15 protein-coding genes and 1 rRNA gene are annotated in these 12,605 nt (G+C 63.7%); 9 read left to right on the top strand and 7 right to left on the bottom strand.

Annotated elements, in window-relative coordinates:
- Positions 1–92 (top strand): 5S ribosomal RNA (gene rrf / locus C1H69_RS03530); the annotation flags it as partial.
- A 202-nt stretch (positions 93–294) separates the two neighbouring features.
- Positions 295–888 (top strand): hypothetical protein, encoded by a 594-nt coding sequence (locus C1H69_RS03525; RefSeq protein WP_102652034.1) that lies wholly within the window; start codon positions 295–297, stop codon positions 886–888.
- A gap of 183 nt (positions 889–1,071) precedes the next feature.
- On the opposite strand, the gene hisC is transcribed toward C1H69_RS03525, so the two are convergent.
- Positions 1,072–2,127, bottom strand: a complete 1,056-nt coding sequence (gene hisC / locus C1H69_RS03520; RefSeq protein ID WP_102652033.1) for a histidinol-phosphate transaminase — start codon at positions 2,125–2,127, stop codon at positions 1,072–1,074.
- Positions 2,128–2,252: 125 nt separating this feature from the next.
- Between hisC and C1H69_RS03515 the strand changes: the two genes are divergently transcribed.
- From C1H69_RS03515 to mnmH, 5 genes are all read left to right on the top strand, one after another.
- Entirely contained in the window at positions 2,253–3,149 is an 897-nt protein-coding gene (locus C1H69_RS03515; RefSeq protein WP_102652032.1) for an AEC family transporter, read from the top strand.
- Positions 3,150–3,264: 115 nt separating this feature from the next.
- Complete coding sequence (locus C1H69_RS03510) at positions 3,265–3,714, top strand: copper resistance protein NlpE N-terminal domain-containing protein (protein ID WP_102652031.1); 450 nt, start codon at positions 3,265–3,267, stop codon at positions 3,712–3,714.
- 112 nt (positions 3,715–3,826) lie between these two features.
- Entirely contained in the window at positions 3,827–5,203 is a 1,377-nt protein-coding gene (radA, locus tag C1H69_RS03505) for a DNA repair protein RadA (RefSeq protein ID WP_102652030.1), read from the top strand.
- A 55-nt stretch (positions 5,204–5,258) separates the two neighbouring features.
- Positions 5,259–6,296, top strand: a complete 1,038-nt coding sequence (gene selD / locus C1H69_RS03500) for a selenide, water dikinase SelD (protein WP_102652029.1) — start codon at positions 5,259–5,261, stop codon at positions 6,294–6,296.
- Positions 6,293–7,444: a tRNA 2-selenouridine(34) synthase MnmH gene (gene mnmH / locus C1H69_RS03495; protein WP_102652028.1), complete on the top strand. Its 1,152-nt coding sequence runs from the start codon at positions 6,293–6,295 to the stop codon at positions 7,442–7,444. Before selD ends, mnmH begins: the two co-directional genes overlap by 4 nt.
- Here the strand turns inward: mnmH and C1H69_RS03490 are convergent.
- Positions 7,417–8,112, bottom strand: coding sequence for a type 1 glutamine amidotransferase (locus C1H69_RS03490; RefSeq protein WP_102652027.1), 696 nt, complete (start codon positions 8,110–8,112; stop codon positions 7,417–7,419). The two genes, mnmH and C1H69_RS03490, sit on opposite strands and share 28 nt — an antisense overlap.
- Before the next feature lie 52 nt (positions 8,113–8,164).
- Here C1H69_RS03490 and C1H69_RS03485 point away from each other — a divergent pair, with 52 nt between their 5' ends.
- Complete coding sequence (locus C1H69_RS03485) at positions 8,165–8,458, top strand: MGMT family protein (protein ID WP_102652026.1); 294 nt, start codon at positions 8,165–8,167, stop codon at positions 8,456–8,458.
- Positions 8,459–8,513: 55 nt separating this feature from the next.
- A complete protein-coding gene (locus tag C1H69_RS03480) occupies positions 8,514–9,104 on the top strand; it encodes a YjaG family protein (RefSeq protein WP_102652025.1) in 591 nt (196 codons plus the stop codon).
- A gap of 6 nt (positions 9,105–9,110) precedes the next feature.
- On the opposite strand, the gene C1H69_RS03475 is transcribed toward C1H69_RS03480, so the two are convergent.
- The 5 genes from C1H69_RS03475 to hisB all read right to left on the bottom strand — a co-directional run bounded on the left by C1H69_RS03475 (position 9,111) and on the right by hisB (position 12,545).
- Entirely contained in the window at positions 9,111–9,587 is a 477-nt protein-coding gene (locus C1H69_RS03475; RefSeq protein WP_240609798.1) for a hypothetical protein, read from the bottom strand.
- 75 nt (positions 9,588–9,662) lie between these two features.
- Positions 9,663–10,436: an imidazole glycerol phosphate synthase subunit HisF gene (hisF, locus tag C1H69_RS03470; RefSeq protein ID WP_102652024.1), complete on the bottom strand. Its 774-nt coding sequence runs from the start codon at positions 10,434–10,436 to the stop codon at positions 9,663–9,665.
- A gap of 4 nt (positions 10,437–10,440) precedes the next feature.
- Complete coding sequence (gene hisA, locus C1H69_RS03465; protein WP_102652023.1) at positions 10,441–11,199, bottom strand: 1-(5-phosphoribosyl)-5-[(5-phosphoribosylamino)methylideneamino]imidazole-4-carboxamide isomerase; 759 nt, start codon at positions 11,197–11,199, stop codon at positions 10,441–10,443.
- A gap of 80 nt (positions 11,200–11,279) precedes the next feature.
- Complete coding sequence (gene hisH, locus C1H69_RS03460) at positions 11,280–11,921, bottom strand: imidazole glycerol phosphate synthase subunit HisH (protein WP_102652022.1); 642 nt, start codon at positions 11,919–11,921, stop codon at positions 11,280–11,282.
- A gap of 30 nt (positions 11,922–11,951) precedes the next feature.
- On the bottom strand, positions 11,952–12,545 hold the full coding sequence (hisB, locus tag C1H69_RS03455; RefSeq protein ID WP_102652021.1) for an imidazoleglycerol-phosphate dehydratase HisB: 594 nt from the start codon (positions 12,543–12,545) through the stop codon (positions 11,952–11,954).
- Positions 12,546–12,605: the final 60 nt, after the last annotated feature.

The raw sequence follows: 12,605 nt of genomic DNA, 5'->3' as shown, positions 1-12,605 counted from the left end.
CCACCTGACCCCATGCCGAACTCAGCAGTGAAACCGCTCAGCGCCGATGGTAGTGTGGGGCCTCCCCATGCGAGAGTAGGTCATCGTCAGGCACTTATTCAGAAACCCAGCTTCGCCAGAGGCTGGGTTTCGTCGTTTGGGGGCCTCCCATGGAGAGTAGCGGAGCGCCGCCCGAGTCATCGTCAGGCACTTACTTCAGACACCCCAGCTTCCAACGAAGCTGGGGTTTTTCGCTTGTGACGGACCCAGATTTCACCATGGGTTGATAATTATCATTCTCATATTCCAGGTGTGATGGATAACGTAGGGAAGTCTTGGACCGCTGACCTGGCACAGGAGAGCGAATTCATCCTGTGGCACAGCCCTGACCAGCTGCGTGCGCTGGTCATGTGCCGGATCAATCACGCCCTGCTGAGCGAGCCCGCGATCTCGATGGCCTTGCACAAGACCCGGTCCTTGCCTGTCTCGCTGGTTGCTCCGGAACTGCATCGCAGCGTCGATCTGCAGCGGCAGTGGGGCGAACCGACGGGTGGTGAGGTGCGCATACCCCAGGTAGGTCTGGCTGTACTGGGAGCAACCCGTGAGGATGCCGAGCTGGTGGCTCGCGTCGAGGCGGCCTATGAGAATTCGGCCTTTTCGTGCTTTGAGCAGCCCGTATCATGCGGGAAGATGGTCGCCCGTCGCATCGACTTGCTCGGCGCCGAGGCTGTCGCCGATTCCCTCCTGGTCTTATCCAGATACCATGCCAGCTCCGCCTGCTCCGCTGGGTCCGGCCGCGTCTGTGTCTGGGCGAGCCCCGGCGGAGCCAGCAGGTACAGGCTCGATATCAGCAGCACCAGTCTCTTTTTTCAGGCGTGTACGGCATTGCTTCCCCCCTTCCCCGAATGACTTCCAGTGCCGTGGGCGGTTCGTCCCGGCATGGGTAATGAGAGAGCGTCCGAGTTGCGGGGAGGTATGACAATTGTCAACGGCAGGAGAAGTTTGCGCCGCGAGGGCGTGTCACCGGGGGCGGGGAGCTGGCGGTGGGCAGGTAGAGGGAGGCGGGCGCCGTGCGGCACCCGCGGCAGAGCGTCAGCGGCAAAGCCCTTCCAGCGCCTCGATGAGGCTGTCCATTTCGTCGTCGGTGCCGATGGAGATGCGCAGGAAATCGCGCAGCGCTTCGGTATTGAAGTGGCGGACGAGGATGCCACGCTCGCGCAGGCCGACGAAGAGCTGCGCGATATCGAAGCCGGGATGCTGAACCAACACGAAGTTGGCCTGGGAGGGCAGCACCTCGAAGCCCAGTTCCTTAAGCCTCTTGGCGGTGCGTTCGCGAGTCGTGATCACCTTGCCTCGGCAGGCATCGAAATGTTCCCGGTCTTCCAGGGCGGCAATGCCGATGGCGCTGGCCAGGCTGTCGACGGGGTAGGAATTGAAGGAGTCTTTCACGCGCTCCAGCCCTTCGATGAGCTCCCGTGAGCCGATGGCGTAGCCCAGGCGCAGGCCGGCCAGGCTGCGCGACTTGGAGAAGGTGCCGGTCACCAGCAGGTTCGGGTGGTGCGCCACTAGCGGCACCGCACTTTCGCCACCGAAGTCGACATAGGCCTCGTCGATCAGCACGACGTGGTCGGTTATGCGCTCCAGCAGAGCAGAGATGGCATCACGTGAATGGCCATGGGCGGTAGGAGCGTTGGGGTTGGCAAAGATGGCGCCGGCACTGTTTCCCGTGAAGGCGTCGAGATCGACACGCCACTGGTCGTCAAGTGGCAGGGCGCGTCGCTCGATGCCATATAGCCGGCAATAGACCGGATAGAAGCTGTAGGTGATGGCCGGCATTTCAAGTGGGCGGTCGTGACAGAAGAAGGCCTGGAAGGCCAGCGCCAGGACTTCGTCCGAGCCATTGCCGACGAATACCTGCGACGCCTCCACGCCATACTCGCGGGCGAGGGCCTGGCGGAGAGCGTTGGATTCCGGATCGGGATAGAGCCTCAGATGATCGGCGGGAAACTCTCGCAGCACCGTCTCGACGCCGGGCGCCGGTGGGTAGGGGTTCTCGTTGGTATTCAGCTTGATCAGGCGCTCACGCGGCTGTTCACCCGGCACATAGGGGGTCAACTCGCGCACCGCCGGGCTCCAGAACTGGCTCATGGTTGCTCGCTTGGCTGCTGGACAGGGGGGAACTTTGGCCATGTTGACCCGAGAGACGTGACCACGCAAGCCGGTGGCGTGCTAGCCTAAGCGCTCTTCAGCGAACCTGCTCCCCGGACTCCTCGATGACCGCACAGATTCTCGCCACGCTGCTACCGGTATTCCTGATTGCCGGATGTGGCACGCTGTATGGGCGTTTCCGTACCCCCGATATCCGTAGCCTGAACACGCTCAACATGGAGATATTTGTTCCCATGCTGGTGTTTTCCGTGCTCGCCGATCGGCAGGCGCCGCTGGCGGACTATGCCGGCCTGGCCCTGGGTGCAACAGTCGTCGTGCTGGGTTCCGGCCTGATCTTGTGGCCGCTGGTGAAGGTATTGAAACTGGAGCCGAAGACATTTCTCCCGCCGATGATGTTCAATAATTCCGGCAACATGGGCATCCCGCTGTTGATACTGGCCTTCGGCGAGGCGGCCCTGCCGGCGGCGGTTGTCGTGTTCATCGTGGAAATGCTGCTGCACTTCTCGGTGGGGCTTTATATGCTCAGCCCGCGTACGCCACTGTGGCGACTGCTGCGTATGCCCATCGTGCTGGCAAGCATCGCCGGCCTGGGCGTGAACCTGGGGGGTGTCCCGCTTCCCGGCTGGCTGCTCGAGGCACTGCATATGCTGGGGGGCGTATGCATTCCCCTGATGCTCTTTGCCTTGGGCGTGCGCATGCTGGATATCGACTTCGGCGACTGGAAGACCGGCCTGCTGGGGGCTGTGCTCTGCCCCCTGTCCGGGCTGATCCTTGCGGCGCCGATGATCCTGTGGCTGGAGCTGGCCGGCTTGCAGGCGGCGGCACTCTGGGTATTTGCCGCATTGCCACCGGCTGTGCTCAACTACCTGGTAGCCGAACAGTATCGGCAGGAGCCGCACAAGGTTGCCTCACTGGTGCTGATTGGCAACCTGGGGAGCCTGGTGGTCATGCCTATCGTTTTGGCTCTGGTCTTTATGCATGTCTATCCTGGCGCCAGTTGAAGGCATCCCCGGGAACCCTATGAGTCGGAGGCTGTCTGCTTGAGCTGTGAGGGTTTATGCTGTGAGACAGGCTGCCGTAGTTCACGGCGACAAGCCCATAGTTAGGAGTAAGAAAATGCAAATCAGGACCCTGCTGGCTGGCACGGCCATGCTGGCCTTTCTGGCCGGTTGTGCAGCCGGCCCGACTGACGATCGTGTCGACCCGGCGATGGATGACGCCGAAGCGACCTATCAGGGCACGTTGCCCTGCCGAAACTGTGCGGGTATCGACCTGGACGTTCGCCTCATGGGCGAAGAGCAGAGCGCTGCCGACGAGCGCACTTTCACGCTGCATGCCAGCTATCGCGAGCATCCCCAGGAGCCACCAGAAGAGAACTATGCCGGTAACTGGGAAGTACTCAGCGGTACGGCTGCCGACCCCGATGCCACGGTGTATGAGCTGACGCCCGATGGCGAGGGACAGATCTACTACTTCCTGCGTGTCGACGACACCACTCTGGAGCTGATCGACCCCCAGAGGCGTCGTTTCCAGAACAATGAGGCCCTGCAGCTGCAACGTCAGTAAGACGACTTCGGTAATACGGAGGCGGCCATCGGGTCGCCTCCGTGCGTTTGGAGCGCTGCCCCCGTTTCGGGCCTGTTAGAATGATGGCGGACTTTCGGGGAGAGGGGCCTGCATGGCCAAAGCGAAGAGTGCCTTCGTCTGCACCGAGTGTGGTGCCGAGTACAGCAAGTGGCAAGGGCAGTGTTCGAGCTGCCAGGAATGGAACACGCTGAGTGAGGTGAGACTGTCCTCGGCCCGCCCGGGTGCTGGCACGTCGGGAGCCTCTGGCCGCAGCGGTTACGCCGGGAACCTCTCGCGTGAGGTGGTGGACCTGGCCAATGTCGACCTCTCCGAAGTCCCGCGGCTCTCCTCCACCTTCGGTGAGTTCGACCGCGTGCTGGGGGGCGGCCTGGTGCCTGGCTCCGCGGTGCTGCTGGGAGGCCACCCCGGTGCGGGCAAGTCGACCCTGCTGCTGCAGACCGCCTGCAAGCTGGCTCAGGCTCGGCGGGTCCTCTATGTGACCGGTGAGGAATCGCTTTCCCAGGTGGCGATGCGGGCCCACCGTCTGCAGCTGCCGACCCAGGGGCTGAAGATGCTCGCCGAGACCAGCGTCGAGACCGTGCTTGCCGTCGCCGAGCGCGAGCGCCCGGAAATTCTGGTGATCGATTCGATCCAGACCATGCACCTGGAAGATATCGCCTCGGCGCCTGGCGGGGTGGCGCAGGTGCGTGAGTCTGCCGCGGCCTTGACCCGTTTTGCCAAGCAGTCGAATACGGTGCTGCTGCTGGTGGGACATGTCACCAAGGATGGGTCTCTGGCGGGTCCAAAGGTGCTGGAGCACATGATCGATGCGTCACTGCTGCTCGAGGGTGGCGCCGATTCACGTTTTCGTACGCTGCGGGGCCAGAAGAACCGCTTCGGGGCGGTCAACGAGCTGGGGGTATTTGCCATGCTCGAGCACGGTCTGAAGGAGGTCAAGAACCCCAGTGCGATCTTTCTTTCCCGCGGTGAAGAGCTGGCTTCGGGCAGTCTGGTGATGGTGGTCTGGGAAGGCACCCGCCCTCTTCTGGTGGAGGTGCAGGCACTGCTTGACGACTCGGCGCTGGGCAATCCGCGGCGTGTCGCGGTGGGGCTCGACCAGAATCGGCTGGCAATGCTGCTGGCCGTGCTGCATCGGCATGGTGGCCTGTTCACCGGTGATCAGGATGTCTTCCTCAACGTGGTGGGTGGGGTCAAGGTGCTGGAAACCAGCGCCGACCTGGCCGTGCTGCTGGCGGTGGTCTCGAGCCTGCAGAATCGCCCTCTCCCCCGCGAACTGGTGGTGTTTGGCGAGGTGGGGCTATCCGGTGAGATTCGCCCGGTACCCAGCGGCCAGGAGCGGATCGTGGAGGCGGCCAAGCACGGCTTCACCCGGGCCATCGTGCCCAGGGGCAACGCGCCGAAGCGCGCCCCGGCCGGCATGGAGATCGTCGCCGTGGACAAGCTGGCCGATGCCCTGGAGGCGCTGTAAGGCAACGGTGTCTCCCTGATATAGAATGCCAACATGAGTTGCCAAGGAGAACGAGATGAGTGCGATCCGCCTGACGCAGTACAGCCATGGAGCGGGGTGCGGCTGCAAGATTGCCCCCGACGTACTTGACGGTATTCTGGCCAAGGCCGGTCCGGGTGCTCCCCATACCCGACTGATCGTGGGCAATCAGGGACGCGAGGATGCGGCCGTCTACGACCTGGGCGATGGCCGTGGCATGATTGCCACCACCGACTTCTTCATGCCGATCGTCGACGATCCCTTCGATTTCGGCCGCATCGCTGCCACCAACGCCATCAGCGACGTCTATGCCATGGGCGGCACGCCGGTTCTGGCCCTGGGCATCCTCGGCTGGCCGCTGGACAAGCTCGGCCCGGAGATTGCCGGGGATGTGGTGGCCGGTGCCCAGGCAGTCTGTCGCGAACTGGGCCTGGCCCTGGCCGGTGGCCATTCCATCGATGCGCCCGAGCCGATCTTCGGCCTGGCGGTGAATGGCCTGGTGGATCTGGATCACCTCAAACTCAACAAGGGCGCCCAGGTGGGTGACCTGCTGTTTCTCACCAAACCGCTGGGCGTGGGCATGCTCACAACGGCGGAAAAGCAGGGGCTGCTGGAAGCCGGACACCAGACCCTGGCCCGGGAGACCATGCTGAAGTCCAACCAGATCGGCATTGAACTGGCGAAGGTCAAGGGCGTGAACGCCATGACCGATGTGACCGGCTTCGGCCTGGCCGGCCACCTTTCCGAGGTTTGCGTTGCCAGTGGCGTGGCAGCCCGGATTGATTTTCGTCGCCTGCCGCGGCTGGCAGAAGCCGAAGCCTACCGTCGCAAGGGGGCCGTGCCGGGCGGAGCCCAGCGCAATCGCGACGCCCTGGGCGCTGCTCTCAAGGAGATGGACGAGCCGCACTGGCAGTGGCTCTGCGACCCACAGACCTCGGGTGGCCTGCTGATTTCGGTCCATCCCTCCTGGGAGGATGACGTGGAGCGCATCGGGCGTGCCCACGGCATCGAGCTGGAGCCCTTCGGTGAGATCATCAAGGCGAATGGTTCGGTATTGATCGAGGTCCGTGGATGACGTTACCGCTGGTCGAGCCCGATCCTGAGCTGCTGCGTGAAGCGCGCGTGCTGATCGATGTACGTGCACCGGTAGAGTTTGCCCAGGGTGCGTTGCCCGGTGCGGTCAACCTGCCGTTGTTGGACGACGAGGAGCGCCGCCTTGTCGGTATCGCGTACAAGGAGCGCGGTCAGCAGGCGGCTATCGAGCTTGGCCAGCGGTTGGTCAGTGGTGGCATCAAGGCCTCAAGAATGGCGGCCTGGCAGCGCCTGGTCGAGCAGCACCCCGATGCGCTTCTCTACTGTTACCGCGGTGGGTTGCGTTCGCAGATCGCGCAGCAGTGGCTAGGGGAGGCCGGTATAGAGCGCCCCCGTATCCGAGGTGGCTGGAAGGCGATGCGCCAGGGCGTCTGTGCACGAATCGATGCCGCCGCCGAGCAGCCATTACTGGTGATAGGCGGGCTCACAGGCTGTGCGAAGACCACACTGATACAGGCGCTTGAGAACGGCCTGGACCTGGAAGGGTGCGCTCGTCACAAGGGTTCTGCCTTCGGACGGCATCCGCTGCCGGCTCCCAGCCAGATCGACTTCGAACACGCCATGGGGCTGCGCCTGCTGTCGCTTGGCGGACCGCTGGTGGTGGAGGACGAGTCTCGCCAGATCGGTACGGCCAGTGTGCCGCTGGCTTTCTGGCGAGCCATGGAACAGGCGCCACGGCTGCGGGTGGAAATGCCACTGGATTGGCGGATCGGGCAAATCCAGAAGGACTACATCGACGATCTCTGGGCTATCTACCAGCAGCAGTTCGGGGAATGGCTTGGCTGGACCTTGATGCGCAAGCAGCTCACCACCGCCCTGCTTCGCTTGAAGAAGCGGCTGGGTAGCGCGCGCCAGGCGCGGATCGCAAGACTGCAGCAACTGGCCTTTCGCGAGCATGAGCGTGGCAACCGCCAGGCGCATGAAGCGTGGCTGGGCCCGCTGCTCACCGAGTACTATGATCCCATGTATCGCTACCAGCTGGAGAAGCGTGACCCTCGGCGCTTCCTGCATGTGGGGGATTGGGATAGCTGCCTGGCCGCGGCTCGGGCCTGGTCGGTCGAAGCGCCACGACTCGGGGCGGCTTCAGCCAGCCTGATTCCCGCTCAGGCAGGTGTGCTCCGCAACCATTGACTGAGCAGACGATCGAGCAGTGGCGCCAGCCGGTCGAAACGGGCCGTATCGGCCAGGATCGCCTCGCGAGCCTGCACGTGAGGGCTCGCGTCGCTGCCTTTCGGCCGCTCCTCGCGGTCCAGCAGCTCGGTCACGCCGGCTCGGGTCACCTCGATATGGCAGAGCAGGCCGAGGGCTCTACCCGCATCCCAGGCGAAGCCCTGGACGGGGCTGACCGGGCTGCCGCCCAGTGGCAGAGCGTCGTCGGGCAGGGCGAAGACATCGCCATGCCACATGAAAGCCGTGAACTGTTCCGGCAGATCGAAGGGGCTCTCGGGGGCCAGGGTCACCTCGTGCCAGCCAACCTCGGCAAAGGTGCCACGGCCCACCGTGGCGCCCAGTTCCGCGGCGATCAGCCTGGCTCCCATGCCGATGCCCAGGAGTGGCTTGTTGCCATCCAGTGCCCGGGCAATGAGTTTGCGCTCGCGCTTGAGCCAAGGGTGGGCCGCGACGTCCTCGATGTTCATGGCGCCATCGAGCGCGATCAGGGCATCGCAGTCGGCCAGGTCGGGGGGCGCCTCGCCGGCGTACAGATGAAACACTGTATGGCTGTGACCCATGCTGTCCAGCCAGTCGGCGATGCGGGCGGGGCCGTGGTGCGGGCTGTGTTGAAGCAGGTGCAGATGCATGGGAACCTCGCCATCGATGGAATACGAAACATGACAGGGGGCGCAAGAGTACATGAAGCCGGCGCTGCGAGAACAGATACTGACGATTATCGCCGAGATACCGGCAGGCCGTGTTACCACCTATGGCCGCATTGCTGCCATGACCGACGGTGGCACGCCACGGCTGGTGGCCAGGGCGCTGCGGGATCTTCCGGAAGGACACGACCTTCCCTGGTTTCGCGTGATCACGGCGTCGCGCCGTCTGGCGGACCACCCTGGCGCCGTCGAACAGCGTGCACGGCTGGTTTCCGAAGGCGTGCTGTTCGATGGCGGTGGGCGTGTCGCCAGCAAGGTCTTGTGGCCATGATCCCCCTGTCGCTCCTTGCGCTCACTCTCAGACCATCATTTTCCGGAGAGAATCCATGAGTCAGCCAACCGGTGGCTTCCACCAGCGCCTTCAGGGCCTGGCACCGCGTCAGCAGCAGGCCTTCATGGCCGCGCTGTGCGAACGGCTGCTGCCCAATTACGGGCTGTATGCGCAGACCACGGGAAACGGCAACCCCGCGGGACTCAGGGCGATCCTCGACCTGGTATGGGAGCAGTTGTCGGTCAGGGAGGCGCGTATCGATTTCGATCGTCAGGCTGAGAAGCTGGCGGAGCTGGAGCCACCGGGCAACGATGACAGCTTCGGTGCACGCCGTGCTCTGGAGGCCGTGGTGGCGCTTTCCGCGGTTCTGGATACGTTGCGCGGCGAGTCGCCGGATGCCGTGCTCGAGGTCAGCCGCACGTCGAAGGGCGGCGTGCGTGCCTTCATCGAGCTGACCGAAGGCGAGGAGGATGCCAGGCGACTGGCCGAGCGGATACGTGAACATCCACTGATGGAAGACGAGAACGATTTCCAGGATGCGGTGCTGGAGGCGGCCGAGGGCAACCTCGACCGCGATGCCCTCAAGGCGCTGCGCCAGCTGGGACGCAACGGGGGCGTGAGTAACCTGGGCCTGTCGCTGGACTGAGCTGACCTAGAAGCGGATGCCGCCAATGATCATGGCGCCAGCGGTGCCGAACACGATCAGGTCGGTCTCGAAGCGACCCCACTGGGCCCCGACGCTGGGCAGCGCCGCCGGTGCGGTGCCAAAATGGTTGAAGGGAATGTTGTCCCGGTACTCTCCGCGGTAGCCGTGCAGCAGGCCAGCGGTCAGCTTGGCACGCACGGTGATGTTCCCGGTCGGTTCCCAGAAGGGAAATTCACGGCCGGCATAGAGGTAGATCGCTTCCTGGTCGAAGGAATTCAGGAAGCGGGCGCCACCAGCCAGCCAGCGCTGCGGGTTGTGCAGCTCCAGACTGATCAGTTCCTGCTGGTTGGTATGATCGGGCTGCGGATCGAAATGGCGGGTATAGAGGCTGGTCTGCAGCAGCACATGGTGAATCTCCAGTTGCGGTGGCCAGGTCGGGCGCTGCTCGGCCATGGTTGTCGTCGACGGCAGCATCAGCCCCATGGCCAGGCTTACGGTGGCGAGCCGGATAGGTGTCGTCCATGGCAATATCACGGTTTGCTCTCCCGAGTGCCTCTGCTAGAGACGCACTTCGATCCCGCGTTCAGCCATGTAGCGCTTGGCCTCGGGAATGGTGTATTCGCCGAAGTGAAAAATACTGGCCGCCAGCACCGCATCGGCGCCACCTTCCAGTACCCCTTCGACCAGATGATCCAGCGTGCCGACGCCACCTGACGCAATGACAGGCACCGTCACGGCGTCGCTGATCGCCCGGGTCATACCCAGGTCGAAGCCAGCCTTGGTACCGTCGCGGTCCATGCTGGTCAGCAGCAGCTCGCCCGCTCCGTATTCGACCATCTTCCTGGCCCACTCCACGGCGTCCAGTCCGGTGGGGCGCCTGCCACCATGGGTGAAGATTTCCCAGCGTGGCGGCTCACCCGCGGCGGAGATCCGCTTGGCATCAATGGCCACCACGATGCACTGGCTGCCGAAGCGCTCGGCGGCCTCACGTACGAAATCGGGGTTCGTCACTGCGGCGGTATTGATCGACACCTTGTCGGCGCCGGCATTGAGCATGGTGCGGATGTCATCACAGGTGCGAATTCCGCCGCCAACGGTCAAGGGAATGAATACCTCTCCCGCAATGCGCTCGACCATCTCCACCGTGGTCTCGCGGTCCTCATGGCTTGCCGTGATGTCCAGGAAGGTGATCTCGTCGGCACCCTGGAGGTTGTAGCGCTGTGCGATCTCGACGGGGTCTCCCGCGTCGCGGATACCAATGAAATTGACGCCCTTGACCACGCGCCCGGCATCGACGTCCAGGCAGGGGATGATGCGCTTGGATAGTCCCATGGGTTCAGCTCCCGGCTCGGTCGAGCCCTGCAGTCAGTTCATCGCATAGCCGCTGGCCTTCGGCCACGTCCAGCGAGCCCTCGTAGATGGCGCGGCCCGTAATGGCGCCCAGGATGCCCGGCTCGCCCGCCGCTACCAAGGCTTTCAAGTCGTCGAGGTTGGTCACGCCGCCGGAGGCGATGACCGGCAGGCCACCTTCGCGGGCAAGCTGGGCAGTGGCTTCGACGTTGACGCCGTTCATCATGCCGTCACGTGCGATATCGGTGTAGACGATACTGGAAACGCCATCGTCGGCGAAGCGCTTGGCCAGGTCGGTTGCCTTGACCGTGGAGACCTCGGCCCAGCCATCGGTGGCCACGAAGCCGTCCCGGGCATCCAGCCCGACGATGACATGGCCGGGAAAGGCACGGCACATCTCGCCAACGAAGTCCGGCTCCTTCACCGCCTTGGTGCCGATGATCACGTAGGAGACCCCGGCCGACAGATAATGCTCGATGGTGTCGGCGGAGCGGATACCGCCGCCGATCTGGATCGGCAGGTCTGGCCACTGGCGAGCAATGGCGGTAACCGCCTCGCCATTGATCGGCTTGCCCTCGAAGGCACCATTGAGGTCGACCAGATGCAGGCGACGGGCACCGGCTTCGACCCAGCGTGCGGCCATGGCCACCGGGTCGTCCCCATAAGTGGTGGCATCGTCCATGCGGCCTTGCTTCAGCCGCACGCACTTGCCGTCCTTGAGATCGATGGCGGGAATTACCAGCATGTCATTATCCTTGGTTGGCATGGCCCCGGGCACCTGATAAAGGTGCGGCGTCGAGCGCCTTGAAAAGAGCGGTGCGGGCCTCAGGGTGCCCAGTTGATGAAGTTTTCCAGCAGCTTGAGCCCTGCCCGCGAGCTTTTCTCCGGATGAAACTGGACGGCGAAGGTGGCGTCGCGCCCAACCGCCACATGCGCGCTGATCCGGCCGTAATCGGTAGTGCCAAACACGCTGGCATCATCCGTTGCTTCGACATAGAAGCTGTGTACGAAATAGAAATGCTCATCCTGGTCGATACCTTTCCACAGGGGGTGGTCGTGGTGCTGGTGCACCAGGTTCCAGCCCATGTGGGGCACCTTGAGACGCTGCCCATGATCGTCGCGCATATCGACAGGGAACTGCATCACCTCACCGGGCAGGAATCCCAGGCAAGGAATGCCGCCGTTCTCTTCGCTGTGATCGAGCAGCATCTGTTGTCCGACGCAGATTCCCAGCAGCGGCTTGCTCTGGCTGGCCAGCAGCTCCTCGACCAGGCCGCGCAGCTCGGTCCTTTCCAGTTCACCCATGCAGTCGCGAATGGCGCCCTGGCCGGGCAAGACCAGGCGAGTGGCACCGCGGATGCAGCGGGGGTCCCGGGTGATGATGACATGTTCGTGAGTCACGTGCTCCAGGGCTTTGGCAACCGAATGCAGATTGCCCATCCCGTAGTCGATGACGGCAATGGTCATGGATGTTCCTCAGGTTTTCGGTCGTCGGTCCTACAGGCAGCCCTTGGTGGATGGCATCTGGCCGGCCATGCGCGGGTCCGGCTCCACGGCCATGCGCAGCGCCCGGCCAAAGGCCTTGAAGATGGTTTCCGCCTGATGGTGGGCATTGAAGCCCTTCAGGTTGTCGATATGCAACGTGACTCGGGCGTGGTTCACGAAGCCTTGGAAAAACTCCCAGAACAGCTGGGTGTCGAGACGGCCGATGGCGGCGCGGGTGAATTCGACATCCATGAACAGCCCCGGACGGCCGGAGAAGTCTACCACGACACGGGATAGCGCCTCGTCCAGCGGTACATAGGCATGGCCATAGCGCCGGATGCCTCGCTTGTCACCGATGGCCTGGTCGAAGGCCTGGCCGAGAGCGATGCCGAGATCCTCGACGGTGTGGTGGTCGTCGATGTGCAGATCCCCCACCGCCTTGATGTTCAGGTCGATCAGGCCATGACGCGCTACCTGATCGAGCATGTGGTCGAGAAAGGGAACGCCGGTCTCACAGGCCAGCCGGCCTTCGCCATCGAGATTAATGGTCACCGTGATCTGGGTTTCCTGGGTGTCACGGGTTACCGTGGCGATTCGCTCGGACATGTCGCACTCTCTCCCGCGCTGTCGCGCGTCGCATGGGGTGGGCCCGGAAGACTTGCGTCA

This window comes from Billgrantia endophytica, assembly GCF_002879615.1.
In the GTDB taxonomy this organism is placed as follows: Bacteria; Pseudomonadota; Gammaproteobacteria; order Pseudomonadales; family Halomonadaceae; genus Halomonas; species Halomonas endophytica.
Note: the sequence above shows the minus strand (reverse complement) of the source record. Positions and strands in the feature narration are given on the sequence as shown.

What these genes read in the sequence shown, in the direction of transcription:
- C1H69_RS03525 (WP_102652034.1), top strand. Translation starts at nt 295, where the DNA reads ATGGATAACGTAGGGAAGTCTTGGACCGCTGACCTGGCACAGGAGAGC.
- hisC (WP_102652033.1), bottom strand. Translation starts at nt 2,127, where the DNA reads ATGAGCCAGTTCTGGAGCCCGGCGGTGCGCGAGTTGACCCCCTATGTG.
- C1H69_RS03515 (WP_102652032.1), top strand. Translation starts at nt 2,253, where the DNA reads ATGACCGCACAGATTCTCGCCACGCTGCTACCGGTATTCCTGATTGCC.
- C1H69_RS03510 (WP_102652031.1), top strand. Translation starts at nt 3,265, where the DNA reads ATGCAAATCAGGACCCTGCTGGCTGGCACGGCCATGCTGGCCTTTCTG.
- radA (WP_102652030.1), top strand. Translation starts at nt 3,827, where the DNA reads ATGGCCAAAGCGAAGAGTGCCTTCGTCTGCACCGAGTGTGGTGCCGAG.
- selD (WP_102652029.1), top strand. Translation starts at nt 5,259, where the DNA reads ATGAGTGCGATCCGCCTGACGCAGTACAGCCATGGAGCGGGGTGCGGC.
- mnmH (WP_102652028.1), top strand. Translation starts at nt 6,293, where the DNA reads ATGACGTTACCGCTGGTCGAGCCCGATCCTGAGCTGCTGCGTGAAGCG.
- C1H69_RS03490 (WP_102652027.1), bottom strand. Translation starts at nt 8,112, where the DNA reads ATGCATCTGCACCTGCTTCAACACAGCCCGCACCACGGCCCCGCCCGC.
- C1H69_RS03485 (WP_102652026.1), top strand. Translation starts at nt 8,165, where the DNA reads ATGAAGCCGGCGCTGCGAGAACAGATACTGACGATTATCGCCGAGATA.
- C1H69_RS03480 (WP_102652025.1), top strand. Translation starts at nt 8,514, where the DNA reads ATGAGTCAGCCAACCGGTGGCTTCCACCAGCGCCTTCAGGGCCTGGCA.
- C1H69_RS03475 (WP_240609798.1), bottom strand. Translation starts at nt 9,587, where the DNA reads ATGGGGCTGATGCTGCCGTCGACGACAACCATGGCCGAGCAGCGCCCG.
- hisF (WP_102652024.1), bottom strand. Translation starts at nt 10,436, where the DNA reads ATGGGACTATCCAAGCGCATCATCCCCTGCCTGGACGTCGATGCCGGG.
- hisA (WP_102652023.1), bottom strand. Translation starts at nt 11,199, where the DNA reads ATGCTGGTAATTCCCGCCATCGATCTCAAGGACGGCAAGTGCGTGCGG.
- hisH (WP_102652022.1), bottom strand. Translation starts at nt 11,921, where the DNA reads ATGACCATTGCCGTCATCGACTACGGGATGGGCAATCTGCATTCGGTT.
- hisB (WP_102652021.1), bottom strand. Translation starts at nt 12,545, where the DNA reads ATGTCCGAGCGAATCGCCACGGTAACCCGTGACACCCAGGAAACCCAG.